The organism is Acidovorax sp. NB1 (assembly GCF_005405905.1).
Taxonomy (GTDB): Bacteria; Pseudomonadota; Gammaproteobacteria; order Burkholderiales; family Burkholderiaceae_C; genus Acidovorax.
On the sequence record NZ_BJHU01000013.1, the window covers coordinates 287,753 to 308,635 of the forward strand.

Genomic DNA, 20,883 nt, shown 5'->3' on the forward strand with positions numbered 1-20,883 from the left:
GATGACCCTGCTGCTTGCCCCCATGGAGGGGCTTCTGGATTTTGTGCTGCGCGACGTGCTCACGCGCGTGGGCGGGGTGGACCGCTGCGTGTCGGAGTTCATCCGCATCACCGGCACGCTGCTGCCCGACAAGGTGTTCCTGCGCTACCTGCCCGAGCTGCGCAACGGCAGCCGCACGCTGGCGGGTGTGCCCGTGCGGGCGCAACTGCTGGGCTCCGACCCGGTCAGCATGGCCGAGAACGCCGCACGCCTGGCCGCGCTGGGGCCGGAGGGCATCGACCTGAACTTTGGCTGCCCGGCCAAGGTGGTCAACCGCCATGGTGGCGGGGCTGCGCTGCTGCAGGAGCCCGAGCGCATTGCCGCCGTGGTGGGGGCTGTGCGCCGCGCCGTGCCAGTGCACCTGCCGGTGTCGGCCAAGATGCGCCTGGGCTTCAACGACACGGGGTTGATGCGCGAATGCGCCCAGGCCATGCAGGCCGGGGGCGCGGCCGAGCTGGTTGTGCATGCCCGCACCAAGGCCGATGGCTACCGCCCACCTGCGTACTGGGAGCACATCCCCACCATCCGCGCTGCCGTGGCCATCCCGGTGGTGGCCAATGGCGAGATCTGGACGGTGGCCGACGCGCAGCGCTGCCGCGATGTCTCGGGCTGCGATGCCCTCATGCTGGGGCGCGGCATGGTGGCCGACCCGGGGCTGGCCCGCGCCATCCGTGCCTTCGACGCCGGGCAGCCGGGGGCGGACCCTGTGGTCTGGGCCGATTTGATTCCCCACATCGCAGCCTTCTGGCAGCTGGTGTGCGACGACCTGGAACCCCGCCAGCGCGCGGGGCGCCTCAAGCAGTGGCTCAACCTGCTGCGCAGGCGGTTTGTGGAGGCCGAGGTGGCGTACCAGCATGTGCGCACCATGACGGACCAGCGCGCCATCACCGCCTGGGTGGTGGCGCAACAGGCCCAGGCGCAAAGCGGCGCCTGATCCGCCCCGGACCGCAGGGGCGCGGGTGCTTGGCTACAGCAGGTGGTCGGGCGCGAGGGGGCCCAGCAGTTGCAGCATCAGGCGCAGGGGCAGGCTGGCATCGGGCTCGGTGGTGGCGTCGGGCAGGCCGCTGTCCTTGGGCGCGCGCCATACCAGGCCCTGGTCGGTCTGCTGCACCTGCCAAGCGGCGTCTTGCAGGGCGGTGTCGATCTGTGCCGTGGCACGGCGTGACAGCTCGCCACTGCGGATCAGCAGCGCCACCTCGGTGTTCTGCCGCTGCGAGCGCAGGTCCAGGTTCATCGAGCCGATGACGAGCAGGCGGCCGTCCACGATCATGAGCTTGGAGTGCAGCATGGCGCGCGAGCTGCCGCCGGCTCCGCTGCCGCCCGTGCCCCCCATGCTGCCGGTGCTGCCGAAGGCCCCGCGCAGCACCCCGGTGAGTTCGCTGCGCATTTCGTACAGCTCCACCCCCATGGCCAGCAGCGTGGGCCGGTGGCGCGCGTAGCCCGCGTGGGCAATGGGTGCATCGTTGGACGCCAGCGAGTTGGTGAGCACCCGCACACGCACGCCCCGTGCCCGTGCGGCGGCAAAGGCACGCTCCATGTCGGGCCCGGGCACGAAGTAGGGCGAGATGATCAGCAGGTCGCGCCGCGCCTGGCCCATGAGCTGCAGCAGGCCGTCCACCACGGTGTCGGTCTGGGCTTCGGCGGTGGTTTCGCCGTCGGGCGGGAGCGAGGGGGCGGTGTTGCCATTGCCATTGCCATTGCCATTGCTCAGGGCGGGATTGGCTGACAAGGCAGGTGGCGCCACGGGCTGGGCGACTGTCTGGGAAGCCGTGGGCGCATCCGCCGAAGCGGATGTGGTTGTGATTGCAGTGCCCCGAGGGCGGACCAGCGCCGCGATGTTGGCGGGCGTGGCGCGCGGCGGGTTCTGGTCGGGCAGGGGGGTGGCGGAGGTGCCATCGGGCGGGATCTTGGCGGGCCGGTCCGCCAGCACGGCGGCGGGTGCCCAGACAAACTGCACCTGCTTCAGGTCCATGGGCTCCTGGTTCCAGATGCGTGCACGCCGCGTGTCCGTTGTGTTGCGCCCGGTGGGGGCGGGCGGGGCCCCGGGTGCGGTTGCGCTGGTGCTTGCGCTTTCCACGCGCTCTTGCTGCGTGGCCTCGGCGGCGCGGATGCTCTCGCGCAAGCGGTCCAGCTCTTCACGGGTGATGAGCGACTGTACCGGGTAGGCGCGCTCGTTGTTCCAGTAGCTGTCGAAGCTGCGCGAAAGATCCTGCACGACGCTGCCCGCAGCCAGCACGTCCAGGTCCACAAAGTTGCCCGATTCGGAGTTGCCGAAGTAGGCATCCCCCAGGTTGCGCCCGCCCGTCACGCCGAGTGCGTTGTCAGCGATGAAGAGCTTGTTGTGCATGCGCTGCTGCACCCGCGAAAAATCGCCCAGCAGGCTGAACATGCGGCCCACGGGCGACCCGCGCGCGCCTGTGAGCGGGTTGAACATGCGCATCTCGACATTGGGCACAAAGGCCAGCCGCATCACCAGCGCATCACGCCCGGTGCTGTGAAAGTCGTCCAGCAGCAGCCGCACGCGCACACCGCGCCGGGCGGCGGCTGCCACGCTGAGCAGCAGGCGCTCGCTGCTGGCGTCGGCGTGGATCGCGTAGTACTGCAGGTCCAGCGTTTTCTGGGCGGCATCCACCAGGGCCAGGCGGCTGCTGTAGGCCGCCTGGGGGCCGCTGAGCAATACAAAGCCCGAGGGATGGCGGGCCTTTTGGGTCATGCGGCGAGCCTCTACCCATTGGCCCAGTGGGGTGTCGCTGGGGTTTTGCAAAGCGGTGGACACAGGCCGCTCCACATCCTTGGGCAGGCCCGCGCAGCCCATGAGGGCTACGGTGGCCAGCAGCGCAAGGCCCCATCGGCCATGGCGGGCCAGGGAGGTCAGGAAGAGGGGGGAGGGCAGCAACGGGGCCATGGTGGGATGAGAGGATGGGGGATTGTGACCTTGGAGCCACAGGGGCGTTGCTCCAAGGTGTATCCCGCCATCAGGCCCGGGCCTGTCGGACGAGGCCCCCATTTGCCCTACTGTCCTACGGATGCACCAATCCCAGGCCTCTCACGTCCGGCCCGGCGCTGACGGCTTACCAGCTCACTTCGCGGTCGGGTGTGGCACTGATCTTGTGGATGGACAGGTCGGCGCCGTCGAACTCTTCTTCCTGCGTGAGGCGCAGGCCGACTGTGTGTTTGAGCAGGCCATAGACGATGAAGCCCCCCAGCAGCGCCCAGACCACCCCCAGGCCCGTGCCGATCAGCTGTGCCGGCAGGCTGACGCCGCCCAAGCCCCCCAGCGCCTTGCTGCCGAAGATCCCCGCCGCCAGCCCGCCCCAGGTGCCACACAGGCCATGCAGAGGCCAGACGCCCAGAACGTCGTCAATCTTCCATTTGTTCTGGGTAAGGGTGAACATCAGCACAAAGATGGCGCCCGCCACAGCGCCCACCACCAGCGCCCCCAGGGGATGCATCAGGTCCGAGCCTGCACACACGGCCACCAGCCCGGCCAGCGGGCCGTTGTGCACAAAGCCCGGGTCGTTTTTGCCCAGCACCAGCGCTGCAAGCGTTCCGCCCACCATGGCCATGAGCGAGTTGACCGCTACCAGGCCGGAGATTTTGTCCAGGGTCTGGGCGCTCATCACGTTGAAGCCAAACCAGCCCACCACGAGCACCCAGGCGCCCAGCGCCAGGAAGGGGATGTTGGAAGGTGGGTGGGCCGAGATCGCGCCATCCTTGCGGTAGCGGTTGGCGCGCGAGCCCAGCAGGATCACGGCGGGCAGGGCAATCCAGCCGCCCATGGCATGCACCACCACCGAGCCCGCAAAGTCATGAAACTCTTCGCCCGTGACGGCCTTGATCCAGGCCTGCACGCCGAAATGCTGGTTCCAGGCAATGCCCTCAAAGAAGGGATACACAAAACCCACAATGACCGCCGTGGCCATGAGCTGGGGCCAGAACTTGGCCCGCTCGGCAATCCCCCCGGACACGATGGCCGGAATGGCGGCCGCAAACGTGAGCAGGAAGAAGAACTTGACCAGCGCGTAGCCGCTTTGCTGCGCCAGCGCTTCTGCCCCCATGAAGAAATGCGTGCCGTAGGCCACGCTGTACCCCACCACAAAGTAGACGACGGTGGACACAGAGAAGTCCACCAGGATCTTCACCAGCGCATTCACCTGGTTCTTCTTGCGGACCGTGCCCAGCTCCAGAAAGGCAAAACCGGCGTGCATGGCCAACACCATGATCGCCCCGAGCAGAATGAACAGAGCATCCGTGCCCTGTTTGAGTGCTTCCATAACGTCCTCGCGCTAGTGATTGATCGACTCTGGTGCATTTTGAGTGTCTGCAGCAGATTTGCACCAGATTGATGCAAAAGTCGTGCCAGATATTGGTGCGAGTATCTGCACTGAGATGGGGCGGCGTGGCAATGGGTGGCGGGGTGCCCTGCGGGCACGGTTCGTTGGACCAGGGGCTGTGGTCAATCCACCGAGGTGCTTGGGGAGCTTTCTTGCAGATCACCGCGCATCACTGCGATGGTGGCGTCTGCGGGCGCTGGCGGCCTGCGGCATTTCAATGCTCTTGGGGGGCCAACTGCTGAGCATGCCCTGGGACTCCCAGCAGCCCGTCCCAATCTGCTCTGGACTCATTGCCCCCTGCCTGGTTCGCGAAACATTTCCCCGTAAGCGCTTGTCCGGCGCCGCTGGAGAGGGCTTGATGCCTGGAGTCCTCTGAATAGGCCTATGGCCGCGCGTGTAGCAGAAAGAGTATTGAGAAGAGTGGTTGCTACTGGGGCCTGCTGAACCCAAGCTGTGGCGGCATGCGGCCTATGGAGGTGGGCGCCTGCCGGGTTGCGATTCCACCGGGGCGGGCGCCGGTCGCGCGGTGCAAAACCTTGACGCAGTGAAAGACAGGGGATGCCTGCTGCGTCAAAAAGCTTCGCGCCCAGGCACCCGGGCCACGATGCGCAGGTCCGGTCCCAGTGCTTCCACCGACCTGAAGTTCAGCTGCAGCCCCTGCGACAGCACTTCGAAAGGCCCCAGCTGGGCCAGTCCGAACCCAGAGCCCAGCAGCATGGGGGCCAGATATACCAGCATCTCATCCACCAGCCCCTCGCGCACCAGCGAACCATTGAGCTTGTGGCCGGCTTCGACGTGCAGCTCATTCACCCCACGAGAGGCCAGGTCGCGCAGCATTGCAGGCAAATCCACTTTGCCCTGCGCGGTGGGCAAGCAGACCACGGTGGCACCACGTGCCTCCAGGGCGACCCTCTTTTCATCGTTCTGGATGGCCGCGTAAATGTAGGTGGCGCGGCCCTCCAAAAAGAGGCGGGCGTCCGGTGGGGTCTGCAACTGGCTGTCCACCACCACCACATGGGGTTGGCGCGGGGTGGACACCTCGCGCACATCCAGGCGTGGGTTGTCGTCCAGCACAGTGCCAATGCCTGTGAGCACTGCACAGGCGCGCGCGCGCCAGGCATGGCCATCGGCACGGGCTGAAGGCGACGTGATCCACTGGCTGGCTCCGTTGGGGAGCGCGGTGGTGCCATCCAGCGAAGCCGCAGTCTTCAGGCGCACCCAGGGCGTACCCCGCACCATCCGGCTGAAGAATCCGATATTGAGTTCGCGTGATTCATCCGCCCCGGGGCCGACCTCCACCTCCACCCCTGCCGCACGCAACCGGGCAAATCCCTGCCCGGCGACCAAGGGGTTCGGGTCGGTGAGGGACGCCACCACCTTGCCAATCCCGGCCGCCACCAAGGCGTCGCTGCACGGCCCTGTACGCCCCTGGTGCGCGCAGGGCTCCAAAGTCACATAGGCAGTCGCCCCTCGGGTGCTGTGCCCTGCTTCTTGCGCGGATCGCAGCGCCACAACTTCCGCATGGGGGCCTCCTGCCTGCTGTGTATGACCACTGCCTATTTCCCGCCCGTCTGGCGCCACCAGCACACAGCCAACGCGCGGGTTGGGGTTGGAAACAAAAAGCGCCTGGGCGGCAAGCCCAAGCGCTTTGTTCATCATGGTCGTCAACTCGTCAGTGCGGTGCATGGGCGGATGCTAATGCATAGGCAAGGGCCAATAGCGGGCTAGTAAGGGGGGGCCTACCTGTTCCAGCATTCATTCATCAAGGGTTGCACTCCAGAGGCTGCGCCTCGGACGCCAGTATGCGTCAACGTGTAGTTGCCGCATTTGTCACCAAGTTGCCCGCCTGCAGGAGTTGCTGTCAGTGTGTATGCGGTTCCTGATGCTGCACCTCCTGGTGGTGATGCCACTGCAATGGTGTAGCGGCCAGAATTAATCGTAGTGAGTGTCGTCGGAAACGATGCTGTCAACGGGTAAGTGCCGGTAGCTGTGGCCGCACGCTCCATCCATTGCGACGCTTGAAGCAAGGCGGCGCGGGCTTCTGCGCGGTACCCGCGGCGAACATACTCCGAGTAACTAGGCAATGCAATGGCTGCAAGAACGGCCACGATGGCGACCACAATCATGACTTCAATCAAAGTGAAGCCTCTTTGTTGCTGATTCATCTGAAATCCACCTCCGATACCTAAGTTACTGCAATTGCCGCCAATTGACTGTCGATGCTGGCTTGGCTAGCTGTAGTTGTGGTGGTTCTGTACCGGGGGGGAGGGGGCCACTACCGCCACCGCCACCGCCACCGCCACCGCTGCCGCCGCCAATTTTGATAATAATCCCTTTTCCTCTCAAGGAAATGCCTTTGGGAGATGTGGTTGTACGATTCGTGTCATTGTCCTGTGCGGCGGCCGCCTGATAAAGACCGTCGCCGTTAGCATCCAGGATTTGCTGCGTAGGTTTCAAACCATACTGAACACCTAGAAACGTTCTGTAGCCCCGGGCAGGCGAAGAGGTGGGTTGGCAGGTTTCTCCAGTTGTGTTGCCTCCGGATGCAGGAACTATACTGAGGAGATCAATGACGTCGCTGCCATCAAAGAAAGTGGGCATGCTCAAAACCCGTTCCCCAGCAATCGGTAATTCAAAATACCAACCCTTTTGAGTGCCAGCGAGGGAGTAAGCCAGTGCTGTCTGGGTAGCGGGCATGCGCCAGAAGCTTGAATTGCTACTGGTTCCCTGTCCGGCAATGACTGGTGCGCTAAACACGCGTTCTGCAAGTTTTGTATCTCGTCCGTTGGTTCCGACGGCTGTTGGTGTTACTGTGGATGTATCCTCAAGCACCTTGCCTAAATTGGGGCCAGCGGCTGTATCCAGCTTGTAGCGTGTATTGTCCAATATCGAGTAAAGTGTTTGAACCGTTACGTCCGTTCGGTCGCCTTCGGTTAAATTTCTACCTGTCCCAAAAACAACCATCATGCCACCGACAGTAACGTTAGGCCTCAGATTAACGGCTGCAGTAATTGGTTGGCGATTTGCAGTATTTGCCTTTTCCACCGCAGTGTAGAAGGGGGTGCATGCCGTGCATCCTGCCGAGGAGAATGCTACTTTCCAGTTGCTTGCATCTGCGTTAGATACATCAAACTTCCAAATATTACCGCGCAAATCTCCTGCATAAATAATATCCACGGTGCCATCGCCATTCACATCCAGCAAGCGTGGCGTAGAAAGTCCATTTGCTGCAGATTCCGCTCCTGTACTCGCAGCATTGATCTTTTTGATGGATTTGTCTCCATCGAGATATTGAATCAAAAGAACGGGATCTTCACTGCCGCTGTTATAACCATTGCCCAATACAACAGCCCAACGGCCATTATTCATGCGCGTAATCTGGGTAGCAATCTGTGAGTTGTTCTCTGAAGTAACAGGGTCTCCAAAAATATAACCAATATCGCTATCCACTCCATCGGTCTTGTCCATCACGACGAGCGAAGATGCGTTGGCTGCTGAGAGGTTGGAGGTTTCTGTCCCTCCCGTGTATCCAGGGCGGGTGACATCCAGAACATAATAGCCTTTGCCGCCAGCGCCCAATGTTCCCACCAACATTGTTTTCCATGACGGAAGCGCACTGGTTCCTGTATTGACATCACCCGTGAAAGGTGATCCATCAACAAAATAGCGGTGGCTGTAATCTTGTTTCGACAGCTGGGAAAGATTTTTTATGACCCCCTGAGGAACATATGCAATCTTCTCCGCACCATCTGCAGCTGAAAAACCATGCAGCATGCCATCGTTACCGCCAACATAAAGCATAGGCATACGATAACGCTGTGCATTTGCAAAGGTGCGATACCCATCTACAGTCAGACCATTATTGGGAGGGCCGACGTACCACAATGTGGAGTTTGCAATATCACCCTGCCGAGAACGACGAACCCGGAATGGCTCCGTAACGGTTGTCCCTTCTTTGGTTCTGTCGCCTCGAATGTAGTTCAGTCGGTCTTCTCCAAGGGCATCGGTCACTGTATCAACAGTGTTTAACAGAATTTTTTGAGCTGCACTAAGGTTCGTCCAAGTAAATGTTGTGCCAGCGGTCGTCGTGTCGTTGTATGTGAAAATTAATCTGGAAGATACGTCGGCAGTCGACAGTTCATCCAGCTTATCTCCTGTTGTCTTTCCTCTTATTGGCAGGGTTGAGGTCATTCCCCACGCTGTGTTGTCGGAGAGTGTCCCAGTCGCAACAGCAACTGTTTTCGATCCAATCCCACCAATCCAACCATCTGCTTCGTAGGTGGAGAAGAAAGCCGTAGTTCCTTGATTGCTGATGGAGCTGGAAGCGCTTGAAAATCCAGTTATCGGCCTAGTGGAGTCGGCAATAATTGTGCCAACAATATCTTTAAAAGCATTAACCAAATCTTGTGACGTCTGCGCTGGATAAAACTTGCCTCGGCTATTTATGGCAGTGTGCCAGAGTTCTTCTTGCCGGCCAGTTTCATTGGTGGTCAGGGGATCTCGCCACAGTCTGGTCCCAACAATAGCGCGCGAAAAATCCCCGCCATACATGCCTTGTGCAATGTTGAACATGGGATTGGTACCAATATTGGTCCAGTTTGCCGCTGCGTTGTATCCAATCGTATACGTGACCATGTGCTGCCAGTTGGCAGGATTGTTCTTTGGATTCCAGTACTGTGGGATGGTTGCCGTGGTGGCTCCGTCGGCAAATGTTTCAGAACCTGATTTTTTTATGAGTGGAACAACTTGATTGTTGATCCCTGATTGGAGATCATGCCTCCAGTAATAAAATGCCATATCAGATAGTGTGGATACGGCATTCGTTCCCCAGTTATCTCTGTATATACGTGTTTCAGGTGCTGTAATATCGTAGGACGTTCCGTCCGGCAAAGTGTGGTTGGTGCCGTCGTCGTTGTTGATGGTATTGGCTGGGTTGTTATTCCAACCGCCATCGGTCATCAAAATGTTATACGAGCGGCGGCATGCATGTACGGGAGCCTCAGTGGTGCCGGGGTCAAAATTATATGGATTGTTGATTCCTGTGGTTTTCAGGTATTCACCTGCAATCCCTTGCATGCGGTGAGTTGGGGTGTTTCCTCCTGCGGCCAGTGTATTCACCCATTTGATGAAATTTCCGCGATGACTATCGTCCGTGGGGTCCTCTAGTCCTCGCAGGACTTTCATTGAGTTTTTGCTATTGCAACTCGCGTCGGTGCTGGGTATGGTATTGCAACCCCAAAGGGACTGATAGGCAAGTCGTATGGAATCATCCGGCACGTTAGTGGGTTTGAAGGTTTCTTTCAGCGCATCTTTCAGTGCAGTAATGCCGGCTGCGCCCATACTGCCAGAATTGTCAACTGATACGATGATATTTGGCGCCGGCTCTCTGCTTGCTGAACCGGCTGGGTATTGGACTAGGCTCAAGAAGTCGCCCGCCAGAACCATTTGGGGACAGCCAATGGTGCTGATGATTAGCGCTATGGCATTTTTCCGAAAGTTATGATTTGTTTTCATATAATTTCCTGATGTCGCCGTGAATTACTTGGTTTCGCCAGATATGGATGGGAACGCTACGATGTTTTGTAAAACAACTTGTGTGCTCGGCTTGAGTCCGCGAGCAATAGCTGTAATGCGAAAGAAGATCTTGGCATTTACTACTTCAGGCTCTGCCCCAGCTAACACACCTGGACCGGTTTCTTTGGGTTCATACTTAATGACTTCTACCCAGTACCAAGCCCCTCTGCCTGCCGTAGTGTCTGCCAAGATGGAGTTACTGGAAGTTCCAGCGCTTCCCCCTGTGTACTGGCCGTATCTAGCTCCAATATTGGCAGCAATCATGGCGCTCATCGTGATAGAGTTATTCCAAAAGTCCTGCGCACCAGTGCGAAACTGGCAAATGCCGTTGAAGCATTTTGTGGTCTGAGCATCGAGGGCGTAAGTCAGTGCATCGAGCTCGTCATGAGCAGTTGGATAAAAAGTTGAACTGACGACTGCTCGCTGGTTTGTTCCCAATTCTATGCCCTGGCGAATATCCAGTTCGGCGTCTTGCAGCATCACTTGTGCTGCCTCAAACGCCCTCTGGTAATCTGTATCGTTTCCCACGATGAGTTCGTTAAAAAACGCTGTTCTTGATGCCCACAAGGCCAGCAGCATTGACATCAAAACCAATACGATGACAATGAAAAGCGAGATGCCTTGTTGATTTTTATATTTTTTCATGACTAACTCACGATATGGCTTTGGGCCATGCATGGTTACGAATGTGGAATATGTTCTTGAATACCATTCGTAATCTGTTTCCTCGGGTTGCAGTGGTTCCGTCGCATTTTGTATAGCTTGCACCGACGGTATCTATGATTTGCTCACCCTCTAGCTCAAGGCATACTTCAATGCCATATACCTCAGGCCAGTCGGTGGGGCTCAGGTTGGCTGCAGATGCATAGCGAAATTGTGGCTGGTTATCTGCTACGTTCAATTTTTGTTGTAGATAGCGAATCCTTATGTCTACCAAGTTGCTAATGATTGGTTGAATATTGCCAATACTGTTAGAGCATTCAAGGTCGGTGCCATTTTTCCGAAATTGATTGAGAATGATTGGAGCTGAAGCAACTCCATTGTTTTCTCCTAAGCAATCACTGACAAGATATCCCTCGATTGGCGTGGAAGAAGGTGGGGATGGATAAATGGAATCGCTCGCATTGACATATCGCAACGAGATTATGAACTGGCTAGCTGTCGGTGCGTCCAGTCCTGCAATGGGTGGGAGGCCAGATAACGTAACAGCAGTCGGTTGAACAAATGTCGCTGCATCACGCGGATCCGCTGCTGTATTGAGTGGTCTTCCTCCAGCTTGGCGTAGTTGTTGTCCAATTACTCTGAAAGCATAAGATGCCTGTTGTTGCAGAGTGGTGGTGTCACTAATCGTGGTGGTTACCCCCCGCGATACCATAATCGCACCTAGGCCAACACTAATTGTGAGCAGGCCGATTGTCAAACCAACCAATAATTCTATAAGTGTGGCTCCGCGTTCTTTGTTCTGCATGCGGGAGGAAATATATGAATTGAAGGTGCTATGCGCTGTTGGGCTTGTGTGCATCATAGGCTTTATTCAAATGTCAGAACAAAAAACCAGCGGGCCGCTGGGTATGCAGCGTTGAGTAAGGTTGATATATTGCAAGTGGCAAATTTTCCCCGCTGGGCAGGTTACAGATCCAGAGGATGAAGTTCCAGTCACTGAAAAAATGGCCTTGTATGCGGAGGTATCTGCCAATGAATCACCTTCACGGGCGCGTTCATTTTCTCGCCAGGAGAGCATCACCCCCAACTGCCTGGCATCGCTTCCAGAAACAAAGACAGTTGCATCACCAACGGGTAAATTTGCCCTCACACTGCGCAACCAGCGATCCACGTCGTAAGCGGCCAATTGGGCTGCTGTGCAGTTTGAGGTGGGAAATCCTGAGTCGATCGCACAAGCCGGGGGGGAGCCCAATGTCGATGCCCACGCAACGGCATAGCTGGCGGCGTTTCCAATTGCGTTTGGGTTAGCTCTGACCCGCTCACTAAGGTCCTCAATCAGCTTGACGGCTTGAGCGCGCCTGACGCCGGTTTGGGTGTCGGCTAGTGTTCGCATCTGAATGCCCACTACGCCGAGTAATCCAAGCGCCATTACTACGATTGCAACCAATGATTCGAGGAGCGTAATCCCTTTTTGAGAGGCCTTGCGATTGCGGGAGGGATCATAAACTAGCATGTCACGCTTTCTTTAACAACACGGACTCGCCCGCCAGATGAAAAGCAAACCGCAGTCGCGGCGGGTGATGTCACGCCACCTGCTCGTGGGACAATGGCGAAGCTGGCTGCATTAATATTATTGGTCCGCCCCCATCGATCGAAGCGAAATGATGCTGCGCTATTGTTGTTCATAACATTTACACTCGTGGGCATTTGAAAAGATTGCAGGACTTCTTCTCCCGCATCTAGATTCCCGTCCTCATCTGTGTCCGCAAAAATAATCCATCCGCAGCTCCATTCTTGATTGGTCGAAGCGAATGTGCAGCCATCCGTGCCATTTGCAATTTTTCTAACACTAACCTTGCCGCCTCGCTTGATTGCCTCCGATCGTGCCACATAAATTGTGCTGGTTATGTTGCTTACCGTTTGGTTTGTGCGCCAGCGCTCAATCATGGGACCAAAGCTTGGGAGTGCCATGGCTGTAAGCACGGCCAGAATTGTGATGACAATCAGCAGCTCAAGGGCGGTGAAGCCTAGAGCGTGCCGCGACGTCTGGGCTAGTCGCCTTGCTGGGTCAGTGTGGGGTGCGTGCATGCTTCGCATCATATGTCTCTGGAGTTTGTCCGGAGGTGCGGGTTGGATGGGTGGCTTCGACGGAGTGATGAGCGGTGTTCGCTATCGTGTGTAGCCGAGGCATGCACCTGCATTGTTGCGGCCTCGGCACTCGCGTTTCAATCGACGGTCTCTCTCGGCACTTGACTCTTCCGAGCTGCTCTTTGGCTGCTTGGCGCGAGTCTGTTTGTTTGTGGGGCCACTGGTACTTTGTGCTGTGTTGGGATCCTTTTTTGTGTGGGTTTTTAAGTGGGCTGCATTTGGAGTGCTGAGGGTCGCAAGAAAAATAAGCGCGTAAATTAATTGAAAAGTTGTTGATCGCATTTTTGGATTGATCGAGTTTAAAATTTCAGTAATGTTGGATGGCGGCTATGTGTTTTAGGTAATTCCGGTGATGTTTGAAAAAATGGCATGAGGGCTGATCTTATTAAGATATTTCATTCTCATATTTCGAATTTTTGATATTTAATTGATTTATCCTTTTTGAAGCGAGTCCAGGCGCTGGGGGGCATTTTTTCGCCCATTGTCTATTATAAAAATTATCGATCCCCTTTGTTTTTTGCCTGCTATTTGCGCTGTTCTGCTAAAATTAAAGAAGGTCTCATCTGTGGAGTTATTGGAAAAGGCGTGGTGTGTCGTGATGATGAGGCTCCTTCGGGTGGCGATGAGCTGGGGGGCAAACTTTGGGTATCTTTCTTTCCTCTTCGTGAAAACCTGCTGGCTGCCCTCTCGGCAACTTAGTTGAGGACCTCGAATGGCTTTGCAGATTGAGTCCTGTCAGGCCGTGCGTCATTCTTGCCCACTGTTCGGAAACTGGCACATAAATTCTGGTGGATTTGGCATGTGGATGCTTTTGATATCCGGGCTTCCCCCCCCCTCGGGGGGCAAGATTTTTGGATTCGGCGGAGTCTGAATGGCTCATGATTTTGGTGCGCAGTTTTCCAGGTGCTTTCTGAAGGGGGCTGGGTGGATGGTCGCGCCCACGTTTGTGGCCCTTGCTTCAATGCGTTTGTGCTGCGCGCCTCGCTGGCAATGATTGCGCGCGCGAAAGACGTGCAGGTATGGGTGTTTGCGCATCTGGGTTGCATCCGTCGCGCCATGGCGCTGATTGGGGGGGGGGCACCTAGTGCGCTTAAAGCAGCCGCTCAGGTTGGGCTGTATTTTTTCTCGTATTTCGGGGTGGGGCGACTCTTTCGATGTGGCCAAGCGGTTGGCAGCGGCGTTGCGGGGTCTTGGGCAGTGAGCTTGGCGCAGTTGGGTCGAATGGTTGCGTTGGACTTTGTTTTCTAGCAGTTCCCAACGGCTTGCCCACGAGGTTGGGTGGTCAAAAACCTGTCTCGGGGTATAATCCAAAGGTTTTGCATGGTGCAAGACGCACGCCAGCGGCCGTTCCAGCTGCTGGCGCAAGTAAAAACCATGGCCTGCTTCGCGCTAGGCCACATCCAAGGAAAAACATGATCGCATCCTCCATCAAGGCCGAAGTCGTCAAGGCGAACGCCCGTGCTGCCAATGACACTGGCAGCCCAGAAGTGCAAGTGGCCCTGCTGACCGCCCGCATCAACGAACTGACCCCCCACTTCAAGACGCATGCCAAGGACCACCACGGTCGTCGCGGCCTGCTGCGCATGGTGAGCCGTCGTCGCAAGCTGCTGGACTATCTGAAGGCCAAGGACGCTGACCGTTACACCGCGCTGATCGCCAAGTTGGGTCTGCGCAAGTAATTTTCATTGCATGCGAAAACGCCTGGGTTAGTCCGCTAGCTCAGGCGTTTTTTACTTCGGAGTCGCAAAACAGAGCGAAGCTGTGTCATTCCAATGAAGTTGCCGCCATGGCTTGGTGGGCAGGTTCCCTGGAATGGCATCGTGTTCTGAATTGCCCTCCATGACAATCTGGCAGCCAGCTGCCAGCTATTAAAACAGGAGCTGAACATGAGCATTTTCAACAAAGTCACCAAGTCCTTCCAGTGGGGCGACAAGACCGTCGTCATGGAAACGGGTGAAATCGCCCGCCAGGCCTCCGGCGCCGTGCTGGTCAACATCGACGATACCGTGGTGCTGGCCACCGTGGTCGGTTCCAAGATCGCCAAGGCTGGGCAGGATTTCTTCCCGTTGACCGTGGACTACATTGAGAAGACCTACGCCGCCGGCAAGATCCCCGGCAGCTTCTTCAAGCGCGAAGCCAAGCCCAGCGAACTCGAAACCCTGACCAGCCGCCTGATCGACCGCCCGATTCGCCCGCTGTTCCCGGAGGGTTTCTACAACGACGTGCACGTGGTCATCCACACCATCTCGTTGAACCCCGAAGTAGACGCTGACATCGCCGCCATGATCGCCGTGAGCGCCGCTCTGTCGATCTCCGGCATCCCGTTCAACGGCCCCATCGGCGCCGCACGCGTGGGCTACATCAACGGTGAATACGTGCTGAACCCCGGCCAGACCCTGCGCAAGAACTCGCAGATGGATCTGGTGGTGGCCGGTACCGAAGCCGCCGTGCTGATGGTTGAGTCCGAAGCGCAGCAACTGCCTGAGGACATCATGCTGGGCGCCGTGGTGTTCGGTCACGAACAAGGCAAGATCGCGATCAACGCCATTCACGAACTGGTACGCGAAGCCGGCAAGCCCGTATGGGATTGGCAAGCTCCTGCCAAAGACGAGCCATTCATCGCCAAAGTCGCTGGCCTGGCCGAAGAAAAGCTGCGCGCTGCCTACCAGATCCGCAGCAAGCAAGCCCGCACGCACGCCCTGCGCGAAGCCACGGCCTCCGTGTTCGCGTCGCTCAAGGCCGAAGGCGTCGAGTTCGACTCCGTAAAGGTCGAGGGCCTGCTGTTCGACATCGAAGCCAAGATCGTGCGCAGCCAGATCCTGGCCGGCGAGCCCCGCATCGACGGCCGTGACACGCGCACCGTGCGCCCGATCGAAATCCGCAACTCTGTGCTGCCCCGCACCCACGGCTCCGCCCTGTTCACGCGCGGTGAAACCCAGGCGCTGGTGATCTCCACGCTGGGCACCGAGCGCGATGCGCAGCGCATCGATGCGCTGGCCGGCGAGTTCGAAGATCGCTTCATGTTCCACTACAACATGCCTCCCTTCGCCACCGGTGAAGTGGGCCGCATGGGCTCCACCAAGCGCCGCGAAATCGGCCACGGCCGCCTGGCCAAGCGAGCCCTGGTCGCCGTGCTGCCGACCAAGGAAGAATTCCCCTACACCATCCGCGTGGTGTCCGAGATCACCGAGTCCAACGGCTCGTCGTCGATGGCGTCGGTTTGCGGCGGCTGCCTGTCCATGATGGACGCCGGCGTGCCCATGAAGGCCCACGTGGCCGGCATCGCCATGGGCCTGATCAAGGAAGACAACCGCTTTGCCGTGCTGACCGACATCCTGGGTGACGAAGATCATCTGGGCGACATGGACTTCAAGGTGGCCGGGACCACCAGCGGCATCACCGCCCTGCAGATGGACATCAAGATCCAGGGCATCACCAAGGAAATCATGCAGGTCGCCCTGGCACAGGCCAAGGAAGCGCGCATGCACATCCTGGGCAAGATGCAGGACGCCATGGGCGAAGCCAAGACCGAAGTGTCCAACTTCGCGCCCAAGCTCTACACGATGAAGATCAACCCCGAGAAGATCCGCGACGTGATCGGCAAGGGTGGTGCGGTGATCCGTGCGCTGACCGAGGAAACCGGCTGCCAGATCAACATCGAGGAAGACGGCACCATCACCATCGCCGCCACCGATGCTGCGAAGGCCGACGAGGCCAAGAAGCGCATCGAGCAGATCACGGCCGAAGTTGAGATCGGCAAGATCTACGAAGGCCCTGTGACCAAGATCCTGGACTTCGGTGCACTGATCAACCTGCTGCCCGGCAAGGACGGCCTGCTGCACATCAGCCAGATCGCGCACGAGCGCGTCGAGAAGGTGTCCGACTACCTGACCGAAGGCCAGATCGTGAAGGTCAAGGTCATGGAAACCGACGAGAAGGGCCGCATCAAGCTGTCGATGAAGGTGCTGGCCGAGCGCCCAGCCGGTGGCAGTGATCGTCCCGCGCCCGCTGAGCGTGGCGACCGCGAGCCCCGCCGCGACCACGGTCGTGACGGTGGCCGCCAGCCTGCTGAGCAGCAACAACAGCAGCAATCCTTGCTGTCGGACGGTGCGTCCGAGCAGGTGGTTGGCTAAAAGCTTGATTGCTATTGATTTTGTAGCTTGAAGCGCTTATCCATAGCGCGCAAGCTGCCAAAATCTTTTGAACCCTATCCTTTATGGATCGCAATATGCGTGCAGTTGAGATCACGTCTTTTGGCGGGCCTCAGGTGTTGGCTTTGGGGCAGCGCCCCATGCCGCAGCCTGGTGTGGGTGAGCTGTTGATCCGTGTGGCCGCCAGCGGCATCAATCGCCCCGATGTGCTTCAGCGCATGGGGCACTATGCGCCGCCGCCGGGGGCATCGGACCTTCCAGGTCTGGAGGTTGCGGGTGTGGTGGAGTCTGGTGACGCTGCCGCGTTGGCCGAGGCGGGGCTGCAGGTGGGTGACCGCGTGTGTGCACTGGTGGCTGGTGGTGGTTATGCCGAATGGTGTGTTGCTCCGGTGGCGCAGTGCTTGCCCGTGCCAGAGGGGTTGAGTGATGTGGAGGCTGCATCGCTTCCCGAAACCTTCTTCACGGTGTGGAGCAATGTCTTTGACCGTGGCCGCCTGCAGGCGGGTGAGACCCTGCTGGTGCAGGGGGGCACAAGCGGCATTGGTGTCACGGCGATCCAGCTGGCCCGGGCGCTCGGTGCGGTGGTCATTGCCACCGCGGGCAGTGACGACAAATGCGCAGCGTGCCTCGCGCTGGGTGCGCACCATGCCGTCAACTACAAGTCGCAGGACTTTGTGGCTGAGGCTCGGCGCATCACCGAGGGGCGGGGCGTGGATGTGGTGCTCGACATGGTTGCGGGCGACTATGTTGCGCGGGAGGTGGAGTGCCTTGCGGAGGATGGCCGCCTGGTCATCATCGCCGTGCAGGGTGGTGTCAAGAGTGACTTCAATGCGGGGCTGGTGTTGCGGCGCCGTCTGACCATCACTGGTTCTACGTTGCGTCCGCGCCCTGTCGGCTTCAAAGGGGCCATTGCCCGGGCGCTGCGCGAGCAGGTGTGGCCTTTGCTGGCGGTTGGCAAGGTGCGCCCGGTCATCCACAGCACATTTGCGGCGGCAGACGCTTCGCAGGCCCATGCCTTGATGGAGTCGAATCAGCACATCGGCAAGATTGTTTTGACGTGGTAACCATGAACAACAAGAAAAAACTCATCGCAGGCAACTGGAAGATGAACGGCGGTTTGGCCGCCAACGAGGCTTTGCTGAAGGCGCTTGCTGCTGGCCTTGGTGATGTGGCGTGCGACGTGGCGGTCGCTGTGCCCACTCCTTATCTGGCGCAGGTGCAAATGCTCACCGCTGGAACGGTGGTTGCAGTCGCGGCGCAGGATGTATCCCCTCATGAATCGGGTGCCTATACCGGCGAAGTCTCCGTGGCCATGCTCAAGGAGTTTGGTGTGCGCTATGCCTTGGTCGGGCACTCGGAGCGCCGACAGTACCACGGCGAAACCGACGTGGTGGTGGCGGAGAAGGCGCAGCGTGCCCTGGCGGCCGGAGTCACGCCCGTCGTTTGTGTGGGGGAAACCTTGCAAGAGCGCGAGGCGGGCCAGACCGAAGCAGTCGTCAAGCGCCAGCTCGCTGCTGTGATCCACCTCAATGGCCATTGCATTAGCGAGATCGTGGTGGCGTACGAGCCAGTCTGGGCCATTGGCACGGGCCGCACGGCATCGCCAGAGCAGGCGCAGGCTGTCCATGCCGTGCTGCGTGCGCAGCTCTCGGCGGCCAGCGAACATTCCGACCGCATCCGTCTGCTCTATGGCGGCAGCATGAATGCCGCCAATGCGGCGCAACTGCTGGCTCAGTCGGACATCGATGGTGGATTGGTGGGTGGCGCCTCGTTGAAGGCGGCCGACTTTTTGCAAATCATTGCGGCAGCCCGTTGAGGCTGCCGAAGTTATTCAATCAGGAGTGAACAGAGAATGAACGTGATCGTGAATGTGATTTTGGCGGTGCAGATGTTGGCAGCCCTGGTGATGATTGGTCTGATCCTCATCCAGCATGGCAAGGGGGCCGACATGGGGGCTGCATTCGGCAGTGGCAGTTCTGGCAGCCTGTTCGGTGCCAGCGGCAGCGCCAACTTTCTGTCCCGTACGACGGGTGTGCTGGCGGCGGTCTTTTTTGTGTCTACTTTGGCTCTGGCCTACTTTGGCAACGCCCGTCCTGCCAGCTCGGGCAGTGTGCTTGAAGCCCCTGCGGCTGTGGTGCCTGCAGCCGCTCCGGATGCCGCAGTGGCACCTGCCGTGCCTGCATCGGGTGCTGCGCAGATTCCGACCAAATAATCTGCACTAATTTGGGTCCTGCAAGCTGAAGCAGGGTTTTTCCGGAGTAGAATTCCGGATTGTCTGGAAAGCCAAAACCGCAAGGTTCCTCATGCCATCCAGACGCAGCAACCAGCCGTCGTGGTGAAATTGGTAGACACGCTATCTTGAGGGGGTAGTGGCGAAAGCTGTGCGAGTTCGAGTCTCGCCGACGGCACCAAAACAAAGGCCTCCCCGCATGACCCATCCGGGCTCATGTCGGGCAAGGCCACAGCGGTGAGCACATCCTCAAGATGAACCTCGATCAGTACCTCCCCGTCCTTTTGTTCATCTTGGTTGGCATCGCCGTCGGCGTTGTCCCCCTCGTACTCGGCTACATACTGGGCCCCAATCGCCCGGATGCCGCAAAGAACTCCCCCTACGAATGTGGCTTTGAAGCCTTCGAGGATGCGCGCATGAAGTTCGACGTGCGCTACTACCTCGTGGCCATTCTCTTCATTCTGTTCGACCTCGAAATCGCATTCCTCTTCCCTTGGGCGGTGACGCTGCATGAAGTGGGCATGGCCGGTTTTGTGGCTGTTGTGATCTTCTTGGCCATCCTGGTCGTGGGTTTTGCCTACGAGTGGAAAAAGGGTGCCCTGGACTGGGAATGAGCGGGCTTCAACAAGGATCGATGCAATGATTGAAGGCGTGATGAAGGAAGGCTTCATCACCACGAGTTACGACTCTGTGGTGAATTGGGCCAAGACCGGTTCCCTGTGGCCGATGACTTTTGGTTTGGCCTGTTGTGCTGTGGAGATGATGCACGCGGCGGCTGCTCGCTATGACATCGGCCGTTTCGGCGCCGAGGTTTTCCGCGCCAGCCCTCGCCAGTCCGATCTGATGATTGTGGCGGGCACGCTGTGCAACAAAATGGCGCCTGCGCTGCGTAAGGTGTACGACCAGATGTCGGAGCCTCGGTGGGTGCTGTCGATGGGCTCGTGTGCCAACGGCGGTGGCTACTACCACTACAGTTATTCTGTGGTGCGTGGGTGCGATCGCATCGTGCCTGTGGATGTATATGTGCCTGGTTGCCCCCCTACAGCAGAAGCGCTGATCTACGGGATCATCCAGTTGCAGCAGAAGATTCGCCGCACCAACACCATTGCTCGTGTCTGAAGGGTTGATGATGACTGCTGTTGCCATTCGGCCTGAGAAACTCAAAGACAACATTGCTGCCGCGCTGGGCGCCAAGGTGCGTCAGATCACAGTGGCCCTGGACGAGGTCACGGTGGTGGTGTCTGCTGCAGACTACCTGGATGCCATGCGTCTGTTGCGCGACGCCGAGGGCTGCCGCTTTGAGCAATTGGTGGATCTGTGCGGCGTGGATTACTCCGCTTACGGCGATGCGGTGAATGAAGGTGCTCGCTACTGCGTGGTGTCGCACCTTTTGTCGGTGAGCCTCAATCAGCGCGTGCGGGTGAAGGTGTTCTGCGCTGACGATGATTTTCCGGTGGTGGCATCGGTGTCTGATCTGTGGAATTCAGCCAATTGGTACGAGCGTGAGGCGTTTGATCTGTTCGGCATCGTGTTCGATGGTCACAACGACTTGCGTCGCATCCTGACTGACTACGGTTTCATTGGTCACCCGTTCCGCAAAGACTTCCCACTCTCGGGTCATGTCGAGATGCGCTACGACGCCGAGCAGCGCCGCGTGGTCTATGAGCCTGTGTCGATCGAGCCGCGCGAAATCACGCCGCGCATCATCCGCGAAGACAAGTACGGAGGCCTGCACTAAGGCGCT

19 protein-coding genes and 1 tRNA gene are annotated in these 20,883 nt (G+C 58.6%); 11 read left to right on the plus strand and 9 right to left on the minus strand.

What is annotated here, in order from left to right; translation table 11 throughout:
- Position 1 precedes the first annotated feature (1 nt).
- Positions 2-973 carry a tRNA-dihydrouridine synthase gene (locus tag AvAM_RS06085; protein ID WP_137746247.1) on the plus strand — a complete coding sequence of 324 codons (972 nt, stop codon included), beginning with the start codon at positions 2-4 and terminating at the stop codon, positions 971-973.
- Positions 974-1,006: 33 nt separating this feature from the next.
- On the opposite strand, the gene AvAM_RS06090 is transcribed toward AvAM_RS06085, so the two are convergent.
- The 9 genes from AvAM_RS06090 to AvAM_RS06130 all read right to left on the minus strand — a co-directional run bounded on the left by AvAM_RS06090 (position 1,007) and on the right by AvAM_RS06130 (position 12,698).
- Positions 1,007-2,944: a phospholipase D family protein gene (locus tag AvAM_RS06090; protein WP_249367967.1), complete on the minus strand. Its 1,938-nt coding sequence runs from the start codon at positions 2,942-2,944 to the stop codon at positions 1,007-1,009.
- Between the two features lie 166 nt (positions 2,945-3,110).
- Positions 3,111-4,313 (minus strand): ammonium transporter, encoded by a 1,203-nt coding sequence (locus AvAM_RS06095; RefSeq protein WP_137746248.1) that lies wholly within the window; start codon positions 4,311-4,313, stop codon positions 3,111-3,113.
- 630 nt (positions 4,314-4,943) lie between these two features.
- Complete coding sequence (ribD, locus tag AvAM_RS06100) at positions 4,944-6,059, minus strand: bifunctional diaminohydroxyphosphoribosylaminopyrimidine deaminase/5-amino-6-(5-phosphoribosylamino)uracil reductase RibD (protein ID WP_137746249.1); 1,116 nt, start codon at positions 6,057-6,059, stop codon at positions 4,944-4,946.
- 53 nt (positions 6,060-6,112) lie between these two features.
- Positions 6,113-6,538, minus strand: a complete 426-nt coding sequence (locus AvAM_RS06105; protein ID WP_137746250.1) for a type IV pilin protein — start codon at positions 6,536-6,538, stop codon at positions 6,113-6,115.
- A gap of 25 nt (positions 6,539-6,563) precedes the next feature.
- Positions 6,564-9,887 carry a pilus assembly protein gene (locus tag AvAM_RS06110; protein ID WP_137746251.1) on the minus strand — a complete coding sequence of 1,108 codons (3,324 nt, stop codon included), beginning with the start codon at positions 9,885-9,887 and terminating at the stop codon, positions 6,564-6,566.
- Positions 9,888-9,911: 24 nt separating this feature from the next.
- Complete coding sequence (locus AvAM_RS06115; protein ID WP_249367969.1) at positions 9,912-10,592, minus strand: PilX N-terminal domain-containing pilus assembly protein; 681 nt, start codon at positions 10,590-10,592, stop codon at positions 9,912-9,914.
- 7 nt (positions 10,593-10,599) lie between these two features.
- Positions 10,600-11,415 (minus strand): PilW family protein, encoded by an 816-nt coding sequence (locus AvAM_RS06120; RefSeq protein ID WP_137746253.1) that lies wholly within the window; start codon positions 11,413-11,415, stop codon positions 10,600-10,602.
- 66 nt (positions 11,416-11,481) lie between these two features.
- Entirely contained in the window at positions 11,482-12,123 is a 642-nt protein-coding gene (gene pilV / locus AvAM_RS06125) for a type IV pilus modification protein PilV (protein WP_137746254.1), read from the minus strand.
- Complete coding sequence (locus AvAM_RS06130) at positions 12,117-12,698, minus strand: GspH/FimT family pseudopilin (protein ID WP_137746255.1); 582 nt, start codon at positions 12,696-12,698, stop codon at positions 12,117-12,119. Before AvAM_RS06130 ends, pilV begins: the two co-directional genes overlap by 7 nt.
- Before the next feature lie 501 nt (positions 12,699-13,199).
- On the opposite strand from AvAM_RS06130, the gene AvAM_RS06140 reads away from it, so the two are divergent.
- The 10 genes from AvAM_RS06140 to AvAM_RS06185 all read left to right on the plus strand — a co-directional run bounded on the left by AvAM_RS06140 (position 13,200) and on the right by AvAM_RS06185 (position 20,877).
- Positions 13,200-13,457, plus strand: coding sequence for a hypothetical protein (locus tag AvAM_RS06140; protein ID WP_137746257.1), 258 nt, complete (start codon positions 13,200-13,202; stop codon positions 13,455-13,457).
- Positions 13,458-14,170: 713 nt separating this feature from the next.
- Positions 14,171-14,437, plus strand: coding sequence for a 30S ribosomal protein S15 (gene rpsO, locus AvAM_RS06145; RefSeq protein WP_005793232.1), 267 nt, complete (start codon positions 14,171-14,173; stop codon positions 14,435-14,437).
- A 207-nt stretch (positions 14,438-14,644) separates the two neighbouring features.
- Positions 14,645-16,891 (plus strand): polyribonucleotide nucleotidyltransferase, encoded by a 2,247-nt coding sequence (gene pnp, locus AvAM_RS06150; protein WP_137746258.1) that lies wholly within the window; start codon positions 14,645-14,647, stop codon positions 16,889-16,891.
- A 95-nt stretch (positions 16,892-16,986) separates the two neighbouring features.
- Positions 16,987-17,973 (plus strand): NAD(P)H-quinone oxidoreductase, encoded by a 987-nt coding sequence (locus AvAM_RS06155; protein WP_137746259.1) that lies wholly within the window; start codon positions 16,987-16,989, stop codon positions 17,971-17,973.
- Positions 17,974-17,975: 2 nt separating this feature from the next.
- Positions 17,976-18,725: a triose-phosphate isomerase gene (gene tpiA, locus AvAM_RS06160; RefSeq protein WP_137746260.1), complete on the plus strand. Its 750-nt coding sequence runs from the start codon at positions 17,976-17,978 to the stop codon at positions 18,723-18,725.
- 36 nt (positions 18,726-18,761) lie between these two features.
- A complete protein-coding gene (gene secG, locus AvAM_RS06165) occupies positions 18,762-19,121 on the plus strand; it encodes a preprotein translocase subunit SecG (RefSeq protein WP_137746261.1) in 360 nt (119 codons plus the stop codon).
- Between the two features lie 114 nt (positions 19,122-19,235).
- Positions 19,236-19,320, plus strand: a tRNA-Leu gene (locus AvAM_RS06170).
- 73 nt (positions 19,321-19,393) lie between these two features.
- The gene (locus AvAM_RS06175) at positions 19,394-19,753 is read left to right on the plus strand and encodes an NADH-quinone oxidoreductase subunit A (protein WP_124513227.1); all 360 of its coding nucleotides are present in this window, start codon (positions 19,394-19,396) and stop codon (positions 19,751-19,753) included.
- Between the two features lie 25 nt (positions 19,754-19,778).
- Positions 19,779-20,258, plus strand: a complete 480-nt coding sequence (locus AvAM_RS06180) for an NADH-quinone oxidoreductase subunit B family protein (RefSeq protein ID WP_007849129.1) — start codon at positions 19,779-19,781, stop codon at positions 20,256-20,258.
- A gap of 10 nt (positions 20,259-20,268) precedes the next feature.
- Positions 20,269-20,877, plus strand: a complete 609-nt coding sequence (locus AvAM_RS06185) for an NADH-quinone oxidoreductase subunit C (protein WP_137746262.1) — start codon at positions 20,269-20,271, stop codon at positions 20,875-20,877.
- The last annotated feature ends 6 nt before the right edge of the window (positions 20,878-20,883 follow it).